General features: G+C 65.3%; 21 protein-coding genes. 16 read left to right on the top strand and 5 right to left on the bottom strand.

All coding sequences use genetic code 11. The annotated features are described in order from the left end of the window. The first annotated feature begins 176 nt into the window (after window positions 1–176). The 13 genes from IB236_RS09070 to IB236_RS09010 all read left to right on the top strand — a co-directional run bounded on the left by IB236_RS09070 (window position 177) and on the right by IB236_RS09010 (window position 16,117). Complete coding sequence (locus IB236_RS09070) at window positions 177–2,159, top strand: NAD(P)H-dependent oxidoreductase subunit E (protein ID WP_192420217.1); 1,983 nt, start codon at window positions 177–179, stop codon at window positions 2,157–2,159. Then, window positions 2,156–5,059: a formate dehydrogenase subunit alpha gene (fdhF, locus tag IB236_RS09065; RefSeq protein ID WP_192420215.1), complete on the top strand. Its 2,904-nt coding sequence runs from the start codon at window positions 2,156–2,158 to the stop codon at window positions 5,057–5,059. The genes IB236_RS09070 and fdhF overlap by 4 nt, the downstream gene beginning before the upstream one ends. An 83-nt stretch (window positions 5,060–5,142) precedes the next feature. Continuing rightward, the gene (locus tag IB236_RS09060; protein ID WP_192420213.1) at window positions 5,143–5,733 is read left to right on the top strand and encodes a DUF3305 domain-containing protein; all 591 of its coding nucleotides are present in this window, start codon (window positions 5,143–5,145) and stop codon (window positions 5,731–5,733) included. After that, a complete protein-coding gene (locus IB236_RS09055; protein ID WP_146871776.1) occupies window positions 5,726–6,451 on the top strand; it encodes a DUF3306 domain-containing protein in 726 nt (241 codons plus the stop codon). Before IB236_RS09060 ends, IB236_RS09055 begins: the two co-directional genes overlap by 8 nt. Further along, window positions 6,411–8,480: a 4Fe-4S binding protein gene (locus tag IB236_RS09050; protein ID WP_192420593.1), complete on the top strand. Its 2,070-nt coding sequence runs from the start codon at window positions 6,411–6,413 to the stop codon at window positions 8,478–8,480. Before IB236_RS09055 ends, IB236_RS09050 begins: the two co-directional genes overlap by 41 nt. Further along, window positions 8,477–9,109 (top strand): molecular chaperone TorD family protein, encoded by a 633-nt coding sequence (locus IB236_RS09045; RefSeq protein WP_192420211.1) that lies wholly within the window; start codon window positions 8,477–8,479, stop codon window positions 9,107–9,109. Before IB236_RS09050 ends, IB236_RS09045 begins: the two co-directional genes overlap by 4 nt. Before the next feature lie 148 nt (window positions 9,110–9,257). Then, complete coding sequence (locus tag IB236_RS09040) at window positions 9,258–9,467, top strand: hypothetical protein (RefSeq protein WP_056058615.1); 210 nt, start codon at window positions 9,258–9,260, stop codon at window positions 9,465–9,467. 14 nt (window positions 9,468–9,481) lie between these two features. Continuing rightward, window positions 9,482–12,448, top strand: a complete 2,967-nt coding sequence (locus IB236_RS09035; RefSeq protein ID WP_056746763.1) for a formate dehydrogenase subunit alpha — start codon at window positions 9,482–9,484, stop codon at window positions 12,446–12,448. 23 nt (window positions 12,449–12,471) lie between these two features. Further along, window positions 12,472–13,089, top strand: coding sequence for a formate dehydrogenase FDH3 subunit beta (gene fdh3B, locus IB236_RS09030; protein ID WP_055402827.1), 618 nt, complete (start codon window positions 12,472–12,474; stop codon window positions 13,087–13,089). Next, window positions 13,086–13,328 (top strand): hypothetical protein, encoded by a 243-nt coding sequence (locus IB236_RS09025; protein ID WP_056058622.1) that lies wholly within the window; start codon window positions 13,086–13,088, stop codon window positions 13,326–13,328. The genes fdh3B and IB236_RS09025 overlap by 4 nt, the downstream gene beginning before the upstream one ends. Before the next feature lie 8 nt (window positions 13,329–13,336). After that, on the top strand, window positions 13,337–14,557 hold the full coding sequence (locus IB236_RS09020) for a formate dehydrogenase subunit gamma (protein ID WP_056746762.1): 1,221 nt from the start codon (window positions 13,337–13,339) through the stop codon (window positions 14,555–14,557). Between the two features lie 11 nt (window positions 14,558–14,568). Next, window positions 14,569–14,961 carry a hypothetical protein gene (locus IB236_RS09015; protein WP_082565036.1) on the top strand — a complete coding sequence of 131 codons (393 nt, stop codon included), beginning with the start codon at window positions 14,569–14,571 and terminating at the stop codon, window positions 14,959–14,961. A gap of 208 nt (window positions 14,962–15,169) precedes the next feature. Further along, entirely contained in the window at window positions 15,170–16,117 is a 948-nt protein-coding gene (locus tag IB236_RS09010) for a formate dehydrogenase accessory sulfurtransferase FdhD (RefSeq protein ID WP_056746760.1), read from the top strand. A 199-nt stretch (window positions 16,118–16,316) separates the two neighbouring features. Here the strand turns inward: IB236_RS09010 and IB236_RS09005 are convergent, their stop codons facing one another. Together IB236_RS09005 and IB236_RS09000 are read right to left on the bottom strand one after the other, a co-directional pair. Continuing rightward, window positions 16,317–16,667: an RNA-binding protein gene (locus IB236_RS09005; RefSeq protein WP_056058635.1), complete on the bottom strand. Its 351-nt coding sequence runs from the start codon at window positions 16,665–16,667 to the stop codon at window positions 16,317–16,319. 117 nt (window positions 16,668–16,784) lie between these two features. Then, window positions 16,785–17,024, bottom strand: a complete 240-nt coding sequence (locus tag IB236_RS09000; protein WP_192420591.1) for a hypothetical protein — start codon at window positions 17,022–17,024, stop codon at window positions 16,785–16,787. Window positions 17,025–17,430: 406 nt separating this feature from the next. Between IB236_RS09000 and IB236_RS08995 the strand changes: the two genes are divergently transcribed. The 3 genes from IB236_RS08995 (at window position 17,431) to IB236_RS08985 (ending at window position 23,550) form a co-directional block, all read left to right on the top strand. Further along, window positions 17,431–19,131: a C13 family peptidase gene (locus tag IB236_RS08995; RefSeq protein WP_056746759.1), complete on the top strand. Its 1,701-nt coding sequence runs from the start codon at window positions 17,431–17,433 to the stop codon at window positions 19,129–19,131. A 65-nt stretch (window positions 19,132–19,196) separates the two neighbouring features. Continuing rightward, window positions 19,197–21,716: an ABC transporter permease gene (locus IB236_RS08990; protein WP_192420209.1), complete on the top strand. Its 2,520-nt coding sequence runs from the start codon at window positions 19,197–19,199 to the stop codon at window positions 21,714–21,716. 352 nt (window positions 21,717–22,068) lie between these two features. Beyond that, window positions 22,069–23,550, top strand: coding sequence for a DEAD/DEAH box helicase (locus IB236_RS08985; protein WP_056746757.1), 1,482 nt, complete (start codon window positions 22,069–22,071; stop codon window positions 23,548–23,550). A gap of 80 nt (window positions 23,551–23,630) precedes the next feature. Here IB236_RS08985 and IB236_RS08980 read toward each other — a convergent pair whose 3' ends face one another. From IB236_RS08980 to IB236_RS08970, 3 genes are read right to left on the bottom strand one after another with little or no spacing between them, the layout of a single operon-like run. Then, window positions 23,631–24,287, bottom strand: a complete 657-nt coding sequence (locus IB236_RS08980) for a nitrous oxide reductase accessory protein NosL (protein WP_369817494.1) — start codon at window positions 24,285–24,287, stop codon at window positions 23,631–23,633. A gap of 7 nt (window positions 24,288–24,294) precedes the next feature. Then, window positions 24,295–24,876, bottom strand: coding sequence for a nitrous oxide reductase accessory protein NosL (locus IB236_RS08975; protein WP_056746756.1), 582 nt, complete (start codon window positions 24,874–24,876; stop codon window positions 24,295–24,297). Further along, complete coding sequence (locus IB236_RS08970) at window positions 24,873–25,688, bottom strand: ABC transporter permease (RefSeq protein WP_056746755.1); 816 nt, start codon at window positions 25,686–25,688, stop codon at window positions 24,873–24,875. Before IB236_RS08970 ends, IB236_RS08975 begins: the two co-directional genes overlap by 4 nt. Window positions 25,689–25,690 lie beyond the last annotated feature (2 nt).

Raw genomic sequence — 25,690 nt, 5'->3', positions numbered from 1 at the left:
TTGCGGCGGGTGATTCATGGGCAGTTGCAAAAACGGCCGTTTCATTTGTTTTTGTGATCGACCCATGTGCATCGGCAATTTGACGCCGCAGGCGCCCGTGGCCGACACTGCGGCGGCCCGGGCACCCTATGCAGGTGCCTGCATACAACCAGATCAACGCCCCACGCCCCCGGTCCATGCACCTTGCCCCCGAAGCCCCCACCGTCGCCGCCGTGTCCGTCAACGACATGCGCGAACGCATCCGCCGCAAAAGCCGCCTCAAGGGCCGCCAGCCCGAAGACGCGGCCATGGCCGAGGTGGCGCAACTGCTGGGCCCGCGCCCGGCCACGGGCTTTCGGCGTGACCTGCTCATCGAATACCTGCACCGCCTGAACGACCACTTTGGCGTGCTGCACGACCGGCACCTGGTGGCACTCGCCAAGCAGATGAACCTGCCGATGGCCGAGGTGTACGAGGTGGCGAGCTTCTACCACCACTTCGAGATCGTGCGTGGTGAAGAGGCCCAGGCGCCCCGCCTGGTGGTGCGGGTGTGCGACAGCCTGAGCTGCAGCATGGCGGGCGCCCGCGACCTGCTGGCCGCGCTGCCCGAGCGCCTGCGCGCGGCCGGGCAGGGCGATGTGCAGGTGTTGGCTGTGCCCTGCGTGGGCCGGTGCGAGCAGGCGCCCGTGGCGGTGGTGCACCAGTGCCCGGTGCCCCACGCCACGGTCGGTGGGGTGCTGGAAGCAGTTGATTTAAAGCCCAATCGGGCGGTAGCGCTACATCCATATGCCCAAGGTGCTATCAATTTTGATATTGCTGAGTGTGTGGAGGCGAGCGTGCCTGCGCAGCCGGATGGAATCAGCCCCGCACACACCGACCTGGCCACCTACCGTGCCCACGGCGGGTACCAGACCGCCGCTGCGCTGGTCAATGGCGAGATGGACGCCGAGGCCGTGCTGGCCGCCATGGAAGACTCCGGCCTGCGCGGATTGGGGGGCGCAGGCTTTCCGGCCGGGCGCAAGTGGCGCATCGTGCGCGAGCAGGCCGCGCTCGCCGAGCGCCGGGCCGCCCCAAGCGAGGCGACGGCCCCCTCGGGGGGCAGCGGACCACGCGAAGCGGGGGAGCGTGCGGGCACGGCCGTGATGGCCGTCAACATCGACGAGGGCGAGCCCGGCACCTTCAAGGACCGCACCTACCTGGAGCGCGACCCGCACCGCTTTCTGGAAGGGGTGCTCATTGCCGCCCAGGTGGTGGGCACCGAGGCCATCTATATCTACCTGCGAGACGAATACCACGGCTGCCGTGCGCTGCTGCAGCGGGCTTTGGACGACCTGCGTGCCGATCCGCCATGCCCGCTGCCCCACATCGAACTGCGGCGCGGCGCGGGCGCCTACATCTGCGGCGAAGAGTCGGCCATGATCGAGAGCATCGAAGGCAAGCGTGGCGAACCCCGCATGCGCCCGCCCTACATCGCGCAGGTGGGGCTGTTCGGCCGGCCCACGCTGGAGCACAACTTCGAGACGCTGTACTGGGTGCGCGACATCGTGGAGCGCGGGCCGCAGTGGTTTGCCAGCTTTGGCCGCCACGGCCGCAAGGGCCTGCGCAGTTTCAGCGTGAGCGGCCGGGTGAAGCACCCCGGCGTCAAGCTTGCTCCAGCGGGCATCACGGTGCAGGAACTCATCGACGAATACTGCGGCGGCATGCTGGATGGCCATGAGCTGTACGCCTACCTGCCCGGCGGCGCCTCAGGCGGCATCCTGCCCGCCAGCCTCAACCAGATTCCCCTGGACTTCGACACGTTGCAGCCCTACGGCTGCTTTATCGGCTCGGCCGCCGTCATCGTGCTCAGCCAGCACGACCGCGCGCGCGACGCGGCGCTGAACGTGATGCGCTTCTTCGAACACGAAAGCTGCGGCCAGTGCACGCCCTGCCGTGTGGGCACGGCCAAGGCGGCCACGCTGATGCAAGCGCCGAAGTGGGATGAAGAACTGCTCGACGACCTGGCACAGGTAATGGCCGACGCCTCTATCTGCGGCCTGGGCCAGGCTGCACCCAACCCCATCCGCTGCATCCACAAATACTTTGCGCACGAAGTGGGCGAGGGGCCCTGGCCGGGCGATTTGCCCAAGCCGCGTAACAGCCCGCTGACCGAACAACTGCCTACCGGGGTGAAGCCATGAGCGCCGTGTTGACTTCTGCCGCAGCGCAGCCCGGCGTGGCTTTCGAGCTGGACGGACAGCCCGTCACCGCCCATCCTGGCGAAACCATCCTGAAGGCTGCGCAGCGCCACGGCGTGGAGATTCCGCACCTGTGCTGCAGCGACGGCCTGCGCCCCGACGGCAACTGCCGCGCCTGTGTGGTGGAGATCGCGGGCGAGCGCACGCTGGCCCCCAGCTGCTGCCGCGCACCGACGCAAGGCATGAAGGTGCAGGCCGCCAGCCCCCGCGCCCGCAAGAGCCAGCAGATGGTGGTGGAGATGCTGCTGTCCGATATGCCGGATGTTGGCTACCAATGGAATGATGATCAACCAGATACTCCTGAATTGATAGCTGGTGGAGCATATTCTTCTAGCGCTACAGGCCCATTGGATTCAAGAACTGCCCCAGCGGTAGGTCAGCATGGCGAATTGAGTGCTTGGGCCAGCCGCCTGGGCGTCACCGTGCGCCCCGCGCTCCAAGCCCTGCGCCGCGAGCAACCCGCGCCCGATCTGAGCCATCCGGCCATGGCCGTGAATCTGGATGCCTGCATCCAGTGCAACCGCTGCGTGCGCGCCTGCCGCGAGGAACAGGTGAACGATGTGATCGGCTACGCGCTGCGCGGTGCCGACAGCAAGATCGTCTTCGACCTGGATGACCCCATGGCAGAGAGCACCTGCGTGGCCTGCGGCGAATGCGTGCAGGCCTGCCCCACGGGCGCGCTCAGCCCCAAGACGCACATCGGCCCGCAGGCGGTGGACCGCAAGGTCGATTCGGTCTGCCCGTTCTGCGGCGTGGGCTGCCTCATCACCTACAACGTACGCGATGAAAAGATCATCAGCGTCGAAGGCCGCGACGGCCCGGCCAACCACGGCCGCCTGTGCGTGAAAGGGCGCTTTGGTTTCGACTACGCCCACCACCCCGACCGCCTGACGGTGCCGCTGATCCGCAAACCCGGTGTGCCCAAGGAGGTGCGCCCCTACGGTGCCGACTGGCGCGACACCTTCCGCGAAGCGACCTGGGACGAGGCGCTGGGCCTGGCCGCCGGCACGCTCAGGTCGCTGCGCGACACGCACGGCCCCAAGGCGTTGGCGGGCTTCGGCTCGGCCAAGGGCAGCAACGAAGAGGCCTACCTGTTCCAGAAGCTGGTGCGCACCGGCTTTGGCAGCAACAACGTGGACCACTGCACGCGGCTGTGCCACGCCTCCAGCGTGGCCGCGCTGCTCGAAGGCGTGGGCTCCGGCGCGGTGAGCAACCCGGTGCACGACGTGGAACATGCCGAGCTGATCTTCGTGATCGGCTCCAACCCCACGGCCAACCACCCCGTGGCCGCCACGTGGATGAAGAATGCCGCCCAGCGTGGCGCGAAGATCGTGCTGGCCGACCCGCGCATCACGGACATCGGCCGCCACGCCTGGCGCACCCTACAGTTCAAGGCCGACACCGATGTGGCCATGCTCAACGCGCTGATCCACACGGTGATCGACGAAGGGCTGGTGGATGAGGCCTTTATCAAAGATCGCGCCAACAACTTCGAGGCACTCAAGGCCAACGTGATGGGCTGCAGCCCCGAGGCCATGGCGCCCGTGTGCGGCATCCCGGCCGAGACGCTGCGCGAGGTGGCGCGGGCGTTTGCCACGGCGAAGGCGTCGATGATTCTCTGGGGCATGGGCGTGAGCCAGCATGTGCACGGCACCGACAACGCGCGCTGCCTCATCGCGCTCTGCGCCGTCACGGGCCAGATCGGCAAGCCCGGCTCGGGCCTGCACCCGCTGCGCGGCCAGAACAATGTGCAGGGCGCGAGCGATGCGGGGCTGATTCCCATGATGTTCCCCAACTACCAGCGCGTGGACAACGCCGGGGCGCATGCGTGGTTTGAACAGTTCTGGGGCACTCCGCTGGACGAGACCCCCGGCTACACCGTGGTCGAGATCATGCACAAGGCCCTGGCGCCTGACAGCGACCCGCACAAGGTGCGCGGCATGTACATCATGGGCGAGAACCCGGCCATGAGCGACCCCGACCTGAACCACGCGCGCCACGCACTGGCCAGCCTCTCGCACCTGGTGGTGCAGGACATCTTCCTGACCGAGACCGCCTGGCTGGCCGACGTGGTGCTGCCCGCCAGCGCCTGGCCCGAAAAGACCGGCACCGCCAGCAACACCGACCGCATGGTGCAGATGGGCCGCCGCGCGCTCAATCCGCCGGGCGATGCGCAGCCGGACCTGTGGATCATCCAGCAGATCGCCGCGCGCATGGGGCTTGGCTGGAACTACGAAGGCGAGGAGTCTGGCGTGGCCGCTGTCTACGACGAAATGCGCCAGGCCATGCACGCCAGCATCGAGGGCATCACCTGGGACCGCCTCGCACGCGATTCCAGTGTGACCTACCCCTGCCTCACGCCTGACGGCCCGGGCCAGCCCATCGTCTTCACCGAAAAATTCCCAACGCCCACGGGCCGCCTGCAGTTGGTGCCCGCCAGCGTGATCCCGGCGGCAGAGAAGCCCGATGCCGACTACCCCCTGGTACTCATCACCGGTCGCCAGCTGGAGCACTGGCACACCGGTAGCATGACGCGGCGCAGCACCGTGCTGGACGCGATCGAGCCCATGGCCACCGCGTCGCTGCATGGCGACGAACTGGCGCGGCTGGGCGTGGCGCCCGGCGCGCTGGTGGGCATCCGCTCGCGGCGCGGCATGGTGCAGGTGCGCGTGCGCCGCGACGACGGCACGCCGCGCGGCACGGTGTTCATGCCATTTGCCTATGTGGAGGCGGCGGCCAATCTGCTCACCAACGCGGCGCTGGACCCGTTCGGCAAGATCCCCGAATTCAAATATTGCGCCGTGGCGGTGGAGGTCATGCAGGCCACTGGCGTGCCGGGCTGACACCGCGTGATCCGTACGCTGGCTGTGGGGCTTTGCACCGCGCGCTGCGGGCAAGGGGTTACTCCGGGGTACAGTCGCAGCCCATGACAGAGCGCCCCTACACCGACGTTGCCGTGATCATGCGGCGCGAGCACATCGACAACCGCTGGCAGCCCTGGCGGTGGTCGCTGGCCGAGGTGGTGATCCACGAGCCCGCCTTTGGGACCGAACCCCGCCCTCTGATCCAGGACCAGCGCGAGCAGCGCTGGCTGTTCCCGGGCTTTCGCGTGGAGCTGTTCCGCGACGACGCCGAGGGTTATCACCTGAACCTCACTTCGCCCGCGCCCTGCTGGTTTGTGATGTGGCGCCAGGATGAAGACACCGGCGCGGGCGAGGTCCCCATGGCCCGCCCGGTGGCGGTGAGCCTGAGCTACCACGACGCCGGCCGCTGGCTGGACGCACAGGAAACCGTGGAGCAAGTGCCCGCCGATGCCGAGGTGGTGGAGGCACTGCGCGCCTTTGTGGCCGAGCATTACCAGCCCGAGCCCAAGCGCCGCAAGCGGCCCGAGAGCTTTCGCACGCTGCAGGACCGCTTTGGCAACCCCGCGTCCGTGTCCACCGACAAGCCGCGTGGCGGCGGTGGTGGTGGTGGCGGCCATGCGGGAGGCGCGCGAGGAGGTGGCGACCATGGCTGACGGATTCCTCGGCCGCTGGTCGCGGCGCAAGCAGGATGTGCTGGCGGGCAAGCCCGTGCAGGACCCGCCGCCGCCCGCCCCCCAGGTGGCAACCCCCGCGCCGGTGGCCGCTGTGGCTGCGCCCGTCGCACCTGCAGCCCCTGCCCCGGAGGTGCCACCGCCGCCCACATTGGCGGATGCTGAGGCGCTCACGCCCGCGTCCGACTTCAAACCGTTTGTGGCCCGTGCCGTGTCGCCTGAGGTGCGCAATCTGGCCATGAAAAAGCTGTTTGCCGACCCGCACTTCAATGTGATGGACGGCCTGGACATCTACATCGGCGACTACACCCAGCCCGACCCGCTGCCTGCAGGCATGCTGCGCAAGATGGCCAGTGCGCATGCACTGGGCTTTTTTGACCACGAGAAAAAGGCCGCGACCGCTGCGCAGGGTTTGCCAGGTGATGCTGCGCCGGACGCGGCCCCTGCGGCCGCAATATCCCCGCCGGGCAGTCAGCCTCGGGATGATGCGGAGGCGCAAAGCCCCCCAGACGTGGCACAGTCCCAGGTATGCAACGCTGTTCCTAGCGTTCCCTCTAGCGAGCCTGAGGTGGCCCCACGCTCTGCCCAGGATGCGGTGGTCACGCCAGCCAGCCATACCCACAATGACCACGACGCTCATCTGCGACTGCAACCAGACGATGCCCCTCAACGCCAAGGCGTTGGGCGAGGCACTGCATGAAGACCTGACCCTTCACTCCACCCTGTGCCGGCGCGACGCGGGGGCGTTCCAAAAGGCCATCCAGTCCGGGCAGGACGTGGTGGTGGCCTGCACCCAGGAGCAGCGCCTGTTTGGCGACCTGGGCCAGCAGACCGAAGGCGCGGTGTCGCCCATCCGGTTTGTGAACATCCGCGAAACCGGGGGCTGGAGCCGCGATGCTGCCAAGGCCAGCCCCAAGATCGCCGCGCTGCTGGCAGCAGCGCGTTTGCCCGACCCTCCGCCCGTACCCACGGTCACCTACAAGAGCACGGGCCGCTTGCTGATCATCGGACCGCTCGACCAGGCCGAGCAGGCGGCCGCCCTGGTGTCGGATGTGCTGGATGTGACGCTGTTCACCCAAGGCCCTGGCAATGCCGGTGGCGCGCAGGCGCGGCGCTATCCGGTGCTGGGTGGCCGCATCACGGGCCTCACCGGCTGGCTGGGTGCGTTTGAGCTGCAATGGGCGGCCGACAACCCCATCGACCTGGACCTGTGCACGCGCTGCAACGCCTGCGTGGCGGCCTGTCCTGAAAACGCCATTGGCCTGGATTACCAGATCGATCTGGCCGCCTGCCAGTCGCACCGTGCCTGCGTGAAGGTGTGCCAGGTGGCGGGCGCCATCGACTTCACCCGCGATGCCACGGCGCAGACCGAGCGTTTTGACCTGGTGCTGGACCTGCGTTCATCCACTGCCACGCCCACCTTCCTGCAGCACGCGCTGCCGCAGGGTTACCTGCGCTGGGACGGGCGGGACCTGGACACGCTGCTCAAGCTGCGCGAGCTGGTGGGCGAGTTCGAGAAACCCAAGTTTTTTGTCTACAAACAAAAGCTCTGCGCCCACAGCCGCAACGAAACCGTGGGCTGCAATGCCTGCGTGGACATCTGCTCGGCCGAGGCCATCAGCAGCGATAAGGGCCGCCAGCAAATCAAGGTGAACCCCAACCTGTGTGTGGGCTGTGGCGCCTGCACCACCGTGTGCCCCACGGGCGCACTGACCTATGCCTACCCCAGTGCGACGGAGCAGGGCACCAAGCTCAAGACGCTGCTGTCCACCTACACCGCCGCCGGCGGCAAGGATGCGGTATTGCTGCTGCACAGCCAGGAGCGCGGCCAGGCGCTGGTGGAAGAACTGGGCCGTGCTGCTCAGCTGAAGCTGGCGCATGGCGTGCCTGCCAACGTGATCCCGGTGGCGCTGTGGCATACGGCGAGCACGGGGGTGGACCTGTGGCTGAGTGCCATGGCCTATGGTGCGTCGCAGGTGGTGGTGTTGAGCACCGATGAAGAAGCGCCGCAGTACCTCGAAGGCCTGCAGGCGCAAATGGACGTGGCGCAGGCCATCCTGCGCGGCCTGGGCTACACCGGCACCCATGTGCAGTTGCTGCGTGCCAACCACCCCACCGCGCTGGATGCTGCACTGCAGACCCTGGGCCAGACGCGCCAGAAGACCCCGGCCGTGGCTGCACGCTTTGCGGTGGCCCAAGAGAAGCGCAGCACGCTGGAGATGGCACTCGACCACCTGATCGAGCAGGCCCCGATGCCCGTAGACGAGCGGCCTGCGGCCATTGCTCTGCCTGCCGTGGGGTCGCCGCTGGGCACGATTGAAGTCAACAAAGATCGCTGCACCCTGTGCCTGAGCTGCGTGAGCGCCTGCCCCGCCAGTGCGCTGCAGGACAACCCGCAGATGCCGCAGCTGCGCTTCATCGAAAAGAACTGCGTGCAGTGTGGCCTGTGCGCCACCACCTGCCCCGAAGACGCCATCACCCTGCAGCCGCGCCTGCTGCTCACGCCCGAGCGTGCACAGCTGCGTGTGCTCAACGAGGCCAAGCCCTGGGCCTGTGTGCGCTGCAGCAAACCCTTTGGCACGGTGAAAGCCATCGAGGCCATGCTGGGCAAACTGTCGGGCCACCCCATGTTCCAGGGCGAGGCGCTGGAGCGACTGAAGATGTGCAGTGACTGCCGCGTGATTGACCTGTATTCCGCACAAAACGAGACGAAAGTGACCGACCTGTGAGCGCTCCATCCACCTTGACCCCCCTGGGCGGCAGCTCTGCGCTCGATGAAGAAACCGCCCGCGCCGAGCTGTATGGCTTGTTGTCGCAGCTGTACTACGCAGCGCCCAGCCCGGAGCTGCTGTCGGCCTTGCGGGTGGCAGTGACGGAGGCGCCTGCCGATGGCGGCTTTTTGCAGGAGCCCTGGCAGCAACTGGTGGCGGCGTCGCGTGCGCTCAGCGATGCTGCCATTGCGCAGGAGTTTGACCGGCTCTTTGGTGGTGTGGGCAAGCCCGAGGTGTTTTTGTATGGCTCGCACTACCTCAGCGGGTTTCTCAACGAGAAGCCGCTGGCGCGTCTGCGTACCGATCTGCAGCAGCTGGGCCTGGCGCGGGACGAGACCATGCCCGAGACCGAGGACCATGTGGCCTACCTGCTGGAGGTCATGCGCTACCTGATCGCTGGAGACGATGTAGCTGTCTGCAACCTGACATCGCAGCGTGAATTTTTTTCAACGCATCTGCAGCCCTGGGTTCTTCAGCTCTGCGATGCCTTGGCCGCACAGCCGCAAGCACGGTTTTATGCGGCTGTGGCGCACTTCACGCGGGCCTTTGTGTCGGTGGAGACCCAGGGCTTCGACATGTTGGATTGATCCCTCCAGATGCTCGTAAACCCTCGATATGCCGCTACAAAAGATGAGTGTGTTACTGGGAGTTGTAAAGCCCGATGGCGGGTTTTTACACACTGACATAGACTGTATGAATTCCGTTTCATAGCTGCCAGCCTTTCTGGAGACAAGCATGCAGAACAGCCAGCCAAATTCCTCCCGCCGGAGCTTCTTTTCCGGCGCCGCCACCGTAGGGGCTGCTGCAGCAGCCGTGGTGGCACTCCCCCATGTCGCGCCGTCCGATGCCGTGGTGTCCGAGCCCGCGCGCGTCGCACCCGAAAAGGGCGGTGGCTACCACCTGTCTGCCCGCGTGAAGCAGTACTACAAGACCACCCAACTTTGACATCGGGGCACGCCATGTTGCTAACCAAGAAGTCTTCCCATTCTGTGCAGGGCAACGGCTCTGCATCGCCTTTTGTGCACAGCCTGCGCCGTGGCCTGTCGCAGGCCCTGCCCACCATGGACCGTCGCTCGTTCCTGCGCCGCTCTGGCCTGGGAGTGGGCGTGGGCATCGCGGCCTCGCAGCTCACGCTGGTCAAGAAATCCAACGCTGCCGAAGGTGCCAAGGTCGGCATCGGCGACAGCAAGATCGAAGTGCGCCGTACGGTGTGCACCCACTGCTCGGTGGGCTGCGCGGTCGATGCCGTGGTCGAGAACGGCGTGTGGGTGCGCCAGGAGGCGGTGTTCGACTCGCCCATCAACCTGGGTGCCCACTGCGCCAAGGGCGCAGCGCTGCGCGAGCACGGTCATGGCGAGTACCGCCTGCGTTATCCCATGAAGCTGGTCAACGGCAAATACGAGCGTATCAGCTGGGACACGGCCCTGAACGAAATCACGGCCAAGATGCAGGAGCTGCGCAAGGCCAGCGGTCCTGACAGCGTGTACTTTGTGGGTTCGTCCAAGCACAACAACGAGCAGGCCTATCTGCTGCGCAAGTTCGTGAGCTTCTGGGGGACCAACAACTGCGACCACCAGGCGCGTATCTGCCACTCCACCACGGTGGCGGGGGTGGCCAATACATGGGGCTACGGCGCCATGACCAATTCGTACAACGACATGCAAAACAGCAAGGTCGCTCTGTACATCGGCTCCAACGCGGCGGAAGCGCATCCGGTGTCCATGCTGCACATGCTGCACGCCAAGGAAACCGGCTGCAAGATGATCGTGGTGGACCCGCGCTTCACCCGCACGGCCGCCAAGGCGGACGAGTACGTGCGCATCCGCTCCGGTACCGACATTCCCTTCCTGTTTGGTGTGCTGTACCACATCTTCAAGAACGGCTGGGAAGACAAGAAGTACATCAACGACCGTGTCTATGGCATGGACAAGGTGCGCGACGAAGTGCTGGCCAAGTGGACGCCTGACAAGGTGGAAGAGGCTTGTGGCGTCAAGGAAGACCAGGTTTTCAAGGTCGCCAAGATGCTGCACGAGAACAACCCTGGCACCATCGTGTGGTGCATGGGCCAGACGCAGCACACCATCGGCAATGCCATCGTGCGTGCATCGTGCATCTTGCAGCTGGCTTTGGGCAACGTGGGCAAGAGCGGTGGCGGCACCAACATCTTCCGCGGCCACGACAACGTGCAGGGCGCAACCGACGTGGGTCCCAACCCAGACTCGCTGCCTGGCTACTACGGCCTGGCCGAAGGCTCGTGGAAGCACTTCGCCGCTGTGTGGGGAGTGGACTTCGAGTGGATCAAGAAGCAGTATGCGTCGCCCGCGATGATGACCAAGAACGGCATCACCGTGTCGCGCTGGATTGATGGTGTGCTAGAGAACAACGAGCTGATCGACCAGGACTCCAATCTGCGCGGCGTGTTCTTCTGGGGCCATGCGCCCAACTCGCAGACCCGTGGTCTGGAGATGAAGCGCGCCATGGACAAGCTGGACCTGCTGGTGGTGGTGGATCCTTATCCGTCCGCCACCGCCGCGATGGCTGCCATGCCAGGCAAGGCCGAAGATTTGAATCCCAACCGTGCGGTGTATCTGCTGCCCGCCGCCACGCAGTTCGAGACCAGTGGTTCGTGCACGGCATCCAACCGGTCGCTGCAGTGGCGCGAAAAAGTGATCGAGCCGCTGTGGGAGAGCCGCTCCGATCACATGATCATGCACCAGTTCGCCGAAAAGCTGGGCTTTGCCGCCGAGCTCTCCAAGAACTACAAGATGCAGAAGGTCAAGGGCATGGACGAGCCCGTGCCCGAGGACATCCTGCGCGAGATCAACAAGTCGGTCTGGACCATTGGCTACACCGGCCAGAGCCCTGAGCGCCTGAAGGCCCACATGAAGAACATGCACCTGTTCGATGTGAAGACCCTGAAGGCCAAGGGGGGCAAGGACAAGGAGACTGGTTACGACTTTGGCGGCGACTATTTTGGCCTGCCATGGCCCTGCTATGGCACGCCGGAGCTCAAGCACCCAGGCTCGCCCAATCTGTACGACACCTCCAAGCATGTGATGGAAGGCGGCGGCAATTTCCGCGCCAACTTCGGCGTGGAAAAGGATGGCGTCAACCTGCTCGCAGAGGATGGCTCCCATTCGGTGGGCAGCGAGATCACCACGGGCTACCCCGAGTTCGACCACGTGCTGCTCAAGAAGCTGGGCTGGTGGGACGATCTGAGCGATGCCGAAAAGGCCAAGGCCGAGGGCAAGAACTGGAAGACCGACCCCACGGGCGCGATCATCCGGGTGGCCCTCAAGCACGGTTGCCATCCATTCGGCAATGCCAAGGCGCGCGCTGTGGTGTGGAACTTCCCGGACGCCATTCCGCAGCACCGTGAGCCTTTGTATGGCACGCGTCCTGACCTCATGGCCAAGTACCCGACCCACGACGACAAGAAGGCCTTCTGGCGCCTGCCTACCCTGTACAAGAGCGTGCAGGAGAAAAACGTGGCCGACAAGGTGCACGAGAAATTCCCGCTCATCATGAGCTCGGGCCGTCTCGTGGAGTACGAAGGCGGCGGCGAGGAAACCCGCTCCAACCCCTGGCTGGCGGAGCTGCAGCAGGAGTCGTTCGTCGAGATCAACCCCAAGACGGCCGCCGACCGGGGCATCCGCAACGGCGAGCGCGTATGGCTCAGTTCTCCCACCGGTGCCCGCATCAACGTGCAAGCACTCGTTACCGAGCGCGTCGCACCCGATACCGTGTGGATGCCGTTCCACTTCTCGGGCCGCTGGCAAGGGGCGGACATGCTGGCGTACTACCCCAAGGGTGCGGCACCTGTGGTGCGCGGTGAAGCCGTCAACACGGCCACCACCTATGGCTACGACAGCGTGACCATGATGCAAGAAACCAAGACCACGATCTGCAACGTGGAACGCGCCTGATCGCGCCACGCAAGGAGACACACATGGCACGAATGAAATTCATCTGTGACGCAGAGCGCTGCATCGAATGCAACGGCTGCGTGACCGCCTGCAAGAACGAACACGAAGTACCGTGGGGCGTGAACCGCCGCCGCGTGGTCACCCTGAACGACGGTGTGCCGGGTGAAAAGTCCATCTCGGTGGCCTGCATGCACTGCAGCGACGCACCTTGCATGGCGGTCTGCCCCGTCAACTGCTTTTACCGCACCGAAGAGGGTGTGGTGTTGCACGACAAGGACGTGTGCATTGGCTGCGGCTACTGCAGTTATGCCTGCCCGTTTGGCGCGCCGCAGTTCCCATCGTCCGGCACCTTTGGTGTGCGCGGCAAGATGGACAAGTGCACCTTCTGCGCCGGTGGTCCTGAAACCCATGGCAGCCAGGCCGAGTTTGAAAAATACGGCCGCAATCGCCTGGCCGAAGGCAAGCTGCCCGCCTGCGCAGAAATGTGTTCTACCAAAGCCCTGCTGGCCGGTGACGGCGATGTGGTGGCGGATATCTTCCGCAACCGCGTGGTGCAGCGTGGCAAGGGCGCCGAAGTGTGGGGCTGGGGCACGGCCTACGGCTCACAGCAGGCAGGTCAGCCTGCAGGAGGCAAGTCATGATGCAGCGCACCATACACATGACCTTGGCCGCTGCGGTGGCCGCCCTGGCATTGACGGGCTGCGGCGAGAAACCGCAGACCGGCGCGGGCATTCGCAGCGATGCTCCGTCTTACGCCGGCACCGGCAGCAACTTCACGCAGCCTGGCTGGAAAGCCGGCGACAAAACCAGCTGGGAGGCGCAGTTGAAAGCGCGCCAGCAGTACGGCCAGAACGAATACACCCGCACCCAGGCGAAGTGAGGTCCACCATGAAATACATCGTGTGGTCCATGGCCTTGGCGGCCAGCCTGGCCTGTGGGGTGGCTGGCGCCCAGACGCCGCCTCCTGCGCCCGACGCATCTGCGGCAGCTCCTGCAGCCACGGCTGCACCGGCTGCGGTGGGGGGGGTACAAAGCCAGAATATCTTTCAGGTCAAACCCGACGCCAGCGCTGATCCCAAATACGCGGAACAGACCAATGGCGAGCGCATGAAGGTGCAGCCCGGCAACAACGCGCCCATGTGGCGCCAGGTGGGGCAGGGCGTGACAGGCTACAGCAGCTTGCCTGAGACCCAGGCGCCCGAGGCGGGCAACCTGATCCAGCGCTTTGTGCAGTACCCCGGCTCGCGCTACACCAATGCGGGCGAGGCGTGGCGGCAAGTGCGCAACCACTGGATCATCCCCTACGGTGCGGCGCTGTTTGCCATTGTGTTGCTGGCTTTGGGCATCTTCTACTTTGTGAAAGGCCCGCTGGGGCATGAGCATCCCGACGGCACCGGTCCCCGCCGTATCGAGCGTTTCACCCCGTTCGAGCGCGCGGCCCACTGGGCCAATGCGTTTGCATTCGTCGCGCTGGCCATCTCCGGCATCGTGATGGCGTTTGGCAAGTTCTTCCTGTTGCCCATCCTGGGGACCACGCTTTTTGGCTGGTTGACCTATGCGCTCAAGAACGTTCACAACTTTGTGGGTCCGTTGTTTGCAGTGTCGCTGCTGGTGATCATTCTTACCTTCATCAAGGACAACATCGCCAACCGCGCTGACTTTGTCTGGTTGGCCAAGGGCGGCGGCATGCTGGGCAAGGGCAATCACGAGGTGCCCTCACACCGCTTCAATGCGGGCGAGAAGGGCTTGTTCTGGTGGGGCATCACCATCCCCGGCATCTTCGTGGTGGCCACTGGCCTGGTGCTCGACAAACTCATCCCCGGCTTTGGTGACGTGCGTGGCGACATGCAGATCGCCCACATGATCCACGCCACTCTGGCCATCTGGATGATGGCGCTGATCTGTGGTCATATCTACATGGGCACAGTGGGCATGAAGGGTGCCTACAAGGCCATGCGCACCGGCTATGTGAGCGAGGGCTGGGCCAAGGAACACCATGAGCTGTGGTACGACGATGTGCAGGCCGGCAAGATCCCGCGCCAGCGCAGCGCCAGCCAGTCAGCGACCGACGTAACAGCATCTGCGGGCCAGCAGCCCGCCCAGGTATGAGGATCCACTCCATGACGAGATCAAGCATCCGCACCTTTTTGCTGGCGCTGTGCGCGGCAGCTGTATGCACTGTGGCATCCGCCAAGCTGCCGGCCCCGTCCCCCGAGGCGGCCGCCAAGGCCGCCGAAGCGGCAGCCAAGGCTGCATGGGCTGGCAAGGTGGACAACTACAAGTTGTGCCTGTCGCAAGACAAGGTGGCCGCGCACTACCGCAAGACCACGCCCTCGGCCAAGCCCGCGGCTGCTACTGGTGCTGCTTGCACGGACCCTGGTCCCTTCGCCTACACACCGCCAGCGGCCAAGCCTGCAGAGGCTGCTGGTGCACACTCGCCACCTGGCACAGCCAGCAGCCCTCCCAGCACGCAGGTACCAGCCGCTGCAGCTGCACCGGCCTCCAAGTCCTGACAGGCGCCCTGCCGCGCTGGGCTCGAAGCCGCGTTCCCTGGTGGGGCGCGGCTTTTTTTCTGGGCGCGATGTGCCAGGTGCACCGCCGAGCCAGCACTCGCAGAGCGATACGGCACCAGCCTGCCCCCTTGGTGCAGTGGACCGGGCCACGCAGCGGTTCATTTCCGTGCGCTAACCGCGGTAGCACCACACTGCGTATATTTGCCCCATGAGTTCCAGTTCTTTGTCCACTCCTTCAGTTTTGTCTTCGCCCTCTCTGCCGCGCCTGACGCAGGCCCACGCCCCGCTGACCCATGCAGTGGAGGTCGTCAACGAACTGGGCGCACGGGAACAGGTACAGATCCCCGCCGAGCGTCCGCTCACGATCTACGTGGACAAGCGCGAGCTCGTGACGCTGATGACACTGGGCGCGCAACCAGAGCTGCTGGTGCTGGGTTATCTGCGCAACCAGCGGCTGGTCGAATCGGTGCTCGACATCGAATCGATCACGGTCGATTGGGAGGTCCACGCCGCCGCTGTGCGCACGCGCCATGGCATTGCACGGATCGAAGAGCGCACGGCCAGCAAGGTCGTCACCACGGGCTGCGGACAGGGCAGCGTGTTTGGCGGGCTCATGGACGAAGTGGACCGCATCCAGTTGCCCGACGCCCGCCTGACCCAGGGCCAGCTGTACGGCATCGTCAACGCGATTCGCCTCAAGGAGACCACCTACAAGTCGTCCGGTTCGGTGCACGGCTGTGCCCTGTTCAAGGGGGAGGACTTGCTGATTTTTGTGGAAGACGTCGGCCGCCACAATGCGATCGACACCATCGCCGGCTGGATGTGGATGAATCCTGAGACGTGCTCATCCAGCGACTGTGCAGGAGACCCCGCAACCTCTCCCATATCGGGGGCAGACAAGGTGTTCTACACCACCGGCCGCCTCACCAGCGAGATGGTCATCAAGTCCGCGCAGATGGGGGTGCCCATTGTGGTGTCTCGCAGCGGCATGACCCAAATGGGCCATGCCGTGGCCCAGCAGCTGGGCCTGTGCGCCATCGGGCGCGCCACCAACCGCCGGTTTGTGTGCTACAGCGGTACGCATCGCCTGGTACTGCAGCCAGAACTGGCCCAGGCACCGGTAGTGCCCCCCGCCCGGGCTGCTGGTGAAGTGTGAGGCGGCAGCGCTCAATGGTTTGCGCCCGCGCAGACGGGGTGGTGCTGGGGCCGTTGCCGCTCAATAGTCTTTGAGTCGGCCACCGCAGCGGCGTCGAGCACCTTCGGCCCGCCTTGGCCTGCGGCCCATGCAAAGGCATGGGGCGAGACGAAAAAAAAGCCGGCTACAGCGAGCCGGCTTTTTTCATGAGCCACAGGGCTCAATAGCGGCCGCCGCCGTAGCCGCCCGTGCCATAGCCAACGTCCGAGCGTTTGCTCGCACTGTAGCCATTGGCGCTGTAGCCCCCTGCGCCGCCACCTTCTTCACGGGGGCGGGCCAGATTCACCACAATCGAGCGCCCATCGACGGACATGCCGTGCAGCGCGCTGATGGCGGCTTGGGCCACTTCGGCCGACGCCATTTCCACAAAGCCGAAGCCCTTGGAGCGACCGGTTTCGCGGTCCATCATGACCTTGGCGGAGGACACATTGCCGAACTCGGCAAAGTTACTTTGCAGGCTGGAATCGGTCACGGAATAGGGCAGGTTGCCCACGTAGATCTTGGTGCTCATGGAAGAGCCTTTCTGAAGGATGGCACGCAACGAAGGGCGCACCGTTGGGGTACAGCACTGTGAGCGGGAGCCCACGGCAACTGGGATGAGGACATGGAGCCTGCGGTCAGCAGAGCTTCAGCACACAGGGGGATGGGACATGCACGCTTGCAGCCAGCCCTGGGTGACGGCAAAGAGCCTGGCAGCTTCGCGCGATGCAAAGGCTTTGTCAAAACGGAACACTCGGCAGTAGCTGCCGTTGCCACTTGAACGATGGACCGAGAAGGAGGCGCGGAAGCGGCCGCAGTCGGTCGGGTGTGTCGCGGGCGAAACGACATATTGGCCCATGGAAATGGCGTTGTTTGAAATCTGGTGCATTCGGGAACGCAGGCCAGCATCGACCTGCGTGAGCATCGAGGGACTCGGTGGGCTGCAGCTCTTCAGACCCACTGGGCGACAAGGTCGCAAAAGGCAGCCTGCCGTGGCGCGGTAGACCGCTGGGAGGCAGGCGTTGCGGTGACTGCTGGCGTCAAAAGCCGTGACTGCAACAAAGCAGAGTATATGCGATTGGTTATTTAATTTTTATTTAATATTATTTTCTGTTTTAAAAAGACGGTGCCAGTCCTTCGATCGCTCCTACGAAGGCCGAGGGGCGCTGGCGCAATAGCGAGCTCGTCCACCGCTCTCCATCGTCTTTTGGCCCGTTCCCGCAGCCTCTTGCGTCCTGCCTTCGGCGGATTCCACGGCCACAGAAGGCGTCACCCCGCGATGGCATGATGCGCGCATGAAAGACCTGAACGCCAGCAGTAGCACCTGGGCCGACACGTTGCCCAGCCAGTGGGGACCAGAACTGGCCCACACGGAAATTGAAGTTCCTTTGAGCCGGTCGCCGCAAGACCTGCCCACATCGTCTGCCATCAGGGCCGTTTCCCCCACGGAGCGCCTTTCACTGTGGGGCTGGATGCGCGAAGGACTGCGCGCTGCACTGTTTCTGGCTCCGCGTACAGGGGCTGCGGCACCCACGCCCTGGCAGTTGCTGGTGTTGTCGTTGATCAGCGGCGCGTTGCTGTTGGGCGCTGCACGGTTACAGGTCGTAGGCCCGGCCCAGTTCAGCATGCGTGGCTGGCTCACCCCCATGTGGAGCAGCCTGGTGCTGCTGTGGCTGGCTTGGTGGGCCATGGCGCCAGCACAGCGTGCTCCTACCCCTGCGCCCGAGCGGGGTGTGCCCGGCCCTTCGGGCGGGCTGGCCGCGTGGTATGTGCTGTCGGCGTGGGCGCCCTTGGCCCCTTTGCTGGTGCTCTATGTCCTGATGGGATTGGCGGTTCACCAACCTGCACTGTGGAATGGGACGGTGGCAAGCATCCTTTTCTGGGTGGCCTACGGCGTGCTCACGGTATGGGTGCTGGCCACGTTGGTGGTGGTGAGTGCCCGCTTCATCCGATCGCGGGTGCGCACTGCGGTCTTTGGCGTGGCGATGGCTGTGGTGGTCGGGGTGGGCATGTGGCAGTTTCAGGATCAGCCCTGGGAGGAAGACGCCCTGGCGGTGGCCGATGCGTCGGCCGCGTCCGCCGACGGAGCACAGCCTCCAGAGCCTGCGCAACTGGCGCTATCGCAAGGCCTTTTTGAGAATCAGCAGCTGCTGTGGCAACAGCAGGTGGATGCTTTGTTGCCTCAGCGTCCCGGCGTTGTGGATGTCTATGGGTTGGTGTTCGCGCCCTATGCGGATGAAAACGTGTTCCGCCGCGAAAGCACGATGGTCAACACGCTGCTGCAGGAGCGGTTTGACGCCCAGGGCCGGGTTCTGCACCTGCTCAACCATGCTGAAACTGCCGAGACCCACCCCTGGGCGACGCCCGAGAATCTGCAACGCGCCATTGCCGCGCTGGCCGCGCGCATGGATCGCGAGCATGATGTGCTGGTGATTTACATGACCTCGCATGGCGCACGCAACCATGAACTGGCCGCCGCACACTGGCCGCTGCAGGTGCCCCCGGTGACGCCGGAGATGCTGCGCGCAGCGCTGGACGAATCGGGTATCCGCAACCGCGTGATCGCAGTGTCTGCCTGCTTTTCGGGAGGCTGGATCGAACCGCTGGCCACCGACAGCACCCTGATCATGACGGCGGCCGACGCCACCCACACCTCGTATGGCTGCGGCAGGCTGTCTGAGCTGACCTTCTTTGGCCGCGCGGTGTTTCATGAACAACTGCGCCAGACCCATTCCTTCACCGAGGCCTTTGCCAAGGCTGTGCCGCTGATTCAGCAGCGTGAGGTCGAGGCCGGCAAGGCCGACGGCTTTTCGAACCCGCAGATCCGCGTGGGCCAACAGATCGCCCTGGTGTTGCAGGCGCTGGAACAGCGGCTGCAGACGGAGGCACCAAATGCCTCCAGCGCAGCCCCGGCGCTGGCGGCCGACGCTCCGAGCCCGGTGCCGGCGACAGCTGCGGCGACCGACGCCGCCACAGCGCCATCCCCGCGGCCCTGATGGGTTGAACACGTTCTAACACCCCACGGCCCGCCAGCCCGTTCGCTTTGCGCTAAGGTCTGCCCATGAACCTGTCTTTCCTGCGCCTTGGCTGGCGCACCCTGGCCCGGGACCTGCGCGCGGGCGAGTTGCGCCTGTTGATTGTGGCGGTCACCCTGGCAGTGGCCGCGCTCACATCTGTGGGTTTTTTTGCCGATCGCCTGCAAGGCGGACTGCAGCGCGATGCCCTGCAACTGCTGGGGGGAGATGCAGTCGTGGCCAGCGACAACCCAACGCCCGCTGCATTCGTGGAGCGCGCCAAGGCGCTGGGGTTGCAATCGGTGACCACGCTGGGCTTTCCGACCATGGGCCGCGCGAGCGATGCGCAGGGCGGCGCCAGCAAGCTGGTGGCACTCAAGAGCGTGCAGCAGGGTTACCCGCTGCGCGGCAGCCTCACGGTGGCAGATGCCCCTGGTGCGCTAGAGCAGCCGACGCGTGACATCCCGGCGCCCGGCGAGGTGTGGGTGGACGCGCCACTGCTCGAATCGCTCAACCTCGCCATGGGCGACAAGCTGTTGCTGGGCGATGCGCGACTGCGCATCGCGCGCATCATCGTCATCGAGCCTGACCGGGGGGCGGGCTTCATGAGCTTTGCACCACGTGTGATGGTGAACGAACGCGACCTGCCCGCCACGGGGCTCGTGCAGCCTGCCAGCCGCCTGACCTACCGCTTTGCCGTGGTCGGCCCGGCGTCGGCCATCAAGGCGTTCAACGATTGGGCGGTGGTCGAGGCCAAGAAGCCCGAAGTGCATGGCGTGCGCGTGGAGTCGCTGGAAAGCGGCCGCCCCGAGATGCGCCAGACGCTGGACCGCGCGCAGAAATTCCTGAGCCTGGTAGCGCTGCTGGCTGCACTGTTGTCTGCCGTGGCCGTGGCGCTGGCGGCGCGCGGGTTTGCGGCGGAGCACCTCGACGCTTCGGCCATGCTGCGTGTGCTGGGGCAAAGCCAGCGCACCATTGCTGGGGCCTATACCACGGAGTTCGCGCTGATCGGCCTGTTTGCCAGCTCCTTGGGTGTGGCGCTGGGCTATGTGGTGCATTACGCGTTTGTGCTGCTGCTGGCGGGATTGGTGGAATCGGCCTTGCCTTCGCCCAGCCTGTGGCCGGTGGTGTTTGGCCTGGGCATGGGGCTCACGCTGCTGTTTGCGTTTGGCTTGCCGCCGGTGCTGCAGCTGGCGCAGGTGCCGCCATTGCGGGTGATACGGCGTGATGTGGGGGGGCTCAAGCCCGCATCGCTGGCAGTGCTGGGTATCGGCATTGCGGGCTTCGCTGCGCTGTTGCTGGCCGTCAGCAGCGACATCAAGCTGGGTCTGATTGCTGTGGGTGGTTTTGCCGGCGCCGTGGCGCTGTTTGCAGGCCTGTCATGGGTGGCGGTCAAGCTTCTGCGCAAGAGCGTGAACGAAAGCACAGCCCCGCGCTGGCTCGTGCTGGCCACGCGGCAGATTTCTGCGCGCCCGGCCTATGCCGTGGTGCAGGTCAGCAGCCTGGCGGTGGGTCTGCTGGCCCTGGTGCTGCTGGTGCTGCTGCGCACCGACCTCATCAGCAGCTGGCGCAAGGCGACCCCGCCCGATGCCCCCAACCGTTTTGTCATCAACGTGATGCCTGACCAGTCGGAGGCCTTTCAGCAGACGCTCAAGGACAGCGGAGTGGGTCGCTACGACTGGTACCCCATGATCCGCGGCCGGCTGGTGGCCGTGAACGGCAAGCCATTGGGCCCCGACAACTACACCGACGACCGCGCCAAGCGCCTGGTGGACCGGGAATTCAACCTGTCCAACGCTGTGGAGGCACCGCCCCACAACCAGGTGGTGGCTGGACGCTGGACGCCCGGCGAGGAGGGCGCCATCAGCGTGGAAGAAGGTATCGCCCAGACGCTGGGCCTGCAGCTGGGTGACCGTTTGCAGTTCGATATGGGCGGCGTGCAGGACGAGGCCCGCATCACCAGCCTGCGCAAGGTGGACTGGGGCTCCATGCGCGCCAACTTCTTTGTGATGTACCCGGTGGCCGAGGTCAAGGATGTCCCGGTCACCTACCTGGCCGCCTACCGCGCTCCAGAAACCCACGGTTTCGACAACGCGCTGGTGCGCCAGTTTCCCAACATCACCAACGTGGACATGGGCGCCACCATTGCCCAGGTGCAGCGGGTGCTGGAGCAGGTGATCCGTGCGGTGGAGTTCTTGTTTGCCTTCACGCTCGCAGCTGGGCTGGTGGTGCTGTTTGCCGCCGTCACGGCCACCCGCGAAGAGCGCGCACGCGAGTACGCCATCATGCGTGCCGTGGGGGCCCGTGCCAGCCTGCTGCGCCAGGTGCAACGGGCCGAGCTGGTGGGTGTGGGTCTGCTGGCGGGCTTTCTGGCCAGCGCGGTGGCAGTGGGCGTGGGCTGGGCATTGGCGCGTTATGTGTTTGACTTCACCTGGACCGCCGCCCCCTGGGTGCCGCTGGCCGGTGCGCTCGCGGGCGCGGTGCTGGCGCTGGCCGCAGGCTGGTGGGGTCTGCGCGAGGTGCTGCTGCGCCCGGTGGTGGACACGCTCAGGCGGTCTGCCGAGTAACTGGACAGCAGCAGGCGCACTGCACTGCGTCCGGAAAGGGTGAGAGTCCGCACGAGCACCCTCTGCCTTTGGCCGGTGCCAAGCGCTTTCCGAGGGGGTTTGTTGTGGCAGCTGCGGGACATTGTTCGCCCCGCGATGCAACGACCGCACGCGGCGCAAGGTGTTGCGGCCATTGGCCTCGCCGGCCCAGAGTTTGAATAAAAACAGACGATAGCGCCGAATTCATATGCGCTGATAGCTATCAAATGGATAGCAAATACTCGCCAATGTGCTGACTGCGCCTACTGCATTTTTGCTGCTCCGGGCCCGAAAAATCGCTTTTTGGGCCACCGGTGCGACAATAGAGGGCTAAATGACAAGTTCCTTTTCCAATCTATCGCTGGCTGAGCCGCTGGCGCGCGCCGTAGCCGAAATGGGCTACGAGTCCATGACGCCCATCCAGGCGCAGGCCATCCCGGTGGTGCTCACCGGCCAGGACGTGATGGGCGCAGCCCAGACCGGCACCGGCAAAACCGCCGCGTTCTCGCTGCCTTTGCTGCAGCGCCTGCTCAAGCACGAGAGCAGTTCCACATCCCCCGCTCGTCACCCTGTGCGCGCTCTGGTGCTGTTGCCCACCCGTGAGCTGGCCGACCAGGTGGCCCAGCAGATTGCGCTGTACGCCAAGTACACCAAACTGCGCAGCACCGTGGTGTTTGGCGGTATGGACATGAAGCCCCAGACCATCGAGCTGAAAAAAGGCGTCGAAGTGCTGGTGGCTACGCCGGGCCGCCTGCTCGACCATATCGAGGCCAAGAATGCGGTGCTCAACCAGGTGGAGTACGTGGTGCTCGACGAGGCCGACCGCATGCTGGACATCGGTTTTCTGCCCGACCTGCAGCGCATCCTGAGTTACCTGCCCAAGCAGCGCACCACGCTTCTGTTCAGCGCCACCTTCTCGCCCGAGATCAAGCGCCTGGCCAGCAGCTACCTGCAGAACCCCATCACCATTGAGGTGGCCCGCCCGAACGAAACGGCCTCCACGGTGGAGCAGCGCTTTTACAGCGCCAATGATGACGACAAGCGCCGAGCCATCCACCAGGTGCTCAAGACGCGCGGCATCAAGCAGGCTTTCATCTTCGTGAACAGCAAGCTCGGATGCGCCCGTTTGGCGCGCAGCCTGGAGCGTGAGGGCCTCAAGACCGCAGCCTTGCACGGCGACAAGAGCCAGGACGAGCGACTGAAGGCGCTGGAAGCCTTCAAGAGCGGCGAGGTTGATCTGCTGGTGTGTACCGATGTGGCTGCGCGCGGCCTGGACATCAAGGACGTGCCTGCGGTGTTCAACTTCGACGTGCCTTTCAATGCGGAAGACTATGTGCACCGCATTGGCCGCACAGGCCGTGCGGGCGCGTCCGGCCTGGCCGTCACGCTGGTGTCGGGCAGCGATGCCCGCCTGGTGGCCGACATTGAGAAGCTGATCAAGAAGAAGATCGATCTCGAAGCCATCGAATACGAAGAAGACCGCCCCCGCGGCCGCATCAACGACGGCCGCCGCGCATGGCGTGAAGCAGGCGAGACCGGTGATCCGCGCGATGCGATTCCAGGGGCCGTGCGTGAACGCAGCGAGCGCCGCGAACCCCGCGAGTCGCGTGAACACCACCGGGGTTTCCGCCCTGCCGTGGCCTCGCGCGATCCCTTCTTCGAAAAGCCTTACGAACCCAGCAGTGCGGATACCGCCCCCGCCTGGGAGGCCGCCGCCAAATCGCCTGCGCGCAGCAGCATTTCGGCCAACATCAAGCCCAAGCGCAAGGTGGCAGCCCTCTTCAAGGCCACTCAGCCAGAAACTTCGGTGCAGTGATAAAAAACAGGCCTTTTGGGCCTGTGGCGCTAGAAGAATAAGCGCTGGTAGCTATATTTTCAATAGCGGTCAAGTTCCCTTCAACTTGCGTGAAGGCGGTGGTCGGCCCTGAGGTTGGGGGCCAGGCCGCGCAGCAAGCGCGTGTCGATGCCGCCGAACAGAACGGCCTGCCCACCACGCTGCTGCACAAACTGCTGTGCCGCCCCCGCGCTGCCAAAGGCGGGCAGGTTGCCGGCCCGCATGGGCCCCAGGGCCGACGAACCTGTCACGTACACCGCTTCCTGCGCGTTCAGCCACAGCCCCGTGTCGGTATCGGTCACGTAGCAGGCCACGATGGCGTCGGGCGTGCGGCCCCGCGTGTAGTGGTCCACGTTGCCCAGGTACAGCATGAGACTGAGCGGGGAGTCGAAGAAATATGCGTCCCCTTGCGCAAAAATGACCTGTGCCGCCCAGGCTCGTGCGCGGGCCGGGTACATGCCACACACCGGGCAGCGGGCTTCGGCGGGCACCTCGCGCGCAGCGGCCAGGGGCTGGCCCAGCGCAGGGTCGTAGGGCGTGGGTGGCGCCACCACACACACATCGTCGCCAATCCCCTCCAGGGCCGCGTTGCCGGATGGCGGGGGCGGGGTGCGCTGGGGCCATTGCCACGCCACCAGGCCTGTCGAGCCCAGCAACAGGGCTGCGAGCACGGCGCGCCGAGCGGCGGGGCGGGGTGGGGGCGGTATCAATGCCAACACGGGTGGCTCACATGCGTGTGTCTTGCTGGGCCCCGCCGCTCAGGTCCACCATGGCGGACTTGATCTCGGCAAAACGCAGCACCTTGCCTCCGTATTCGGCGGCGAATTTCTGCGCGTCGGCCTCTTGCGCAAAGCTGCCGATGGTGGGGCCCATGGAGCCGTGGCGCTTGCCGCCCACCACGTAGATGGCGGTCTTGCCGTCGATCCAGTGGCCCTGCGGTGCATTCCAGTCGGCTTTGCCCATGTCCTGCACGTACACGGCCTGCACGGCGCGCACTTGTTCGCCGGCCAGCAGGGTGCTGAACAGCTCCACCGTGTCGCAGAAGAACGAGGGCTTGTCCTGCCCCGCAAAACGCACCTGCGCCTTGGGGCCGGGGTAGTCGGCCAGCAGCATGCCGTCGAGTTCGCAGCTGGTGGTGCGGTCGATCTCCACGGGTTTCAGGGACTGCGCGCTGTTGTCTGCCTGGCTGCAGCCGGTCAGGCCCGTGAGGCCGGTGAGCGTGCCCAGCGATGTGAGGGCCGCCCAGCCCAGCAGTTGGCGCCGTGTGGCGCACGCGCATTGGTATTGGTTGTGGGATTTTTTCGTCATGGCTTGAATCTCCAGCTCGCCAGGCCCAGGGGCACCACAATCCAGCCCGCCATCACCGCGCCCATCAGCCATGGCTTGGCCAGGGCAGGGGGCACGATGCTGGTCAGGCCGTACAGGGTGCGCACGTCGTCCAGCGAGAACACGTTGAGGATGCGGAAAACGTCGGCCGGGTTGAGCAGCAGCAGGTAGGCCATGGCCTCGCCGCCCACACTGCCGCCCGTGGCCACCAGGGCACCCAGCAGCAGCAGGTCAAACACCAGCACAAAAAAGAACCAGGCGGTAATCGCCAGCCCCGAGGCGCGTGTGCGCTCGTGCGTGAGCACCGACAGCAGCACGGCCAGGCTCAAAAAGGCCAGCCCCAGCAGCACCGAGCTGAGCATGAAGCCGCCGTAGTGGAACAGCGCAGCCCAGCTGAACTGCCGGACCAGCAGCACCGCCACCAGCCCGAACCCCGCCAGCGTCGAGAGCGTAAGCGCCGCCGCCAGCCCCAGGTACTTGCCCAGCAGCAGCTCCAGCCGCGTGATGGGCAATGACAGCAGCAGATCGAGCGAGCCGCGCTCGCGCTCGCCCACGATGGCGTCAAAGCCCAGCAGCAGCGCGATCAGCGGGATGAGGTAGATCACCAGGCTGACCAGGCTGGCGATGGTGAACTCGATGGAGCGAAAACCCACCGTGCCCTGCTGTGCGCCGCCAAAGTAGGCGATGGCCAGCGAGAACACGGTGAACACGAGCGCCACGGCCAGCACCCAGCGGTTGCGCATGCGGTCGCGGAACTCTTTGCCCGCGATGGTGAAGATTTGTTGGAATTCCATGG

The sequence above is a fragment of the Acidovorax sp. ACV02 genome, assembly GCF_014851475.1.
GTDB lineage: Bacteria > Pseudomonadota > Gammaproteobacteria > Burkholderiales > Burkholderiaceae_C > Acidovorax > Acidovorax delafieldii.
Note: the sequence above shows the minus strand (reverse complement) of the source record. Positions and strands in the feature narration are given on the sequence as shown.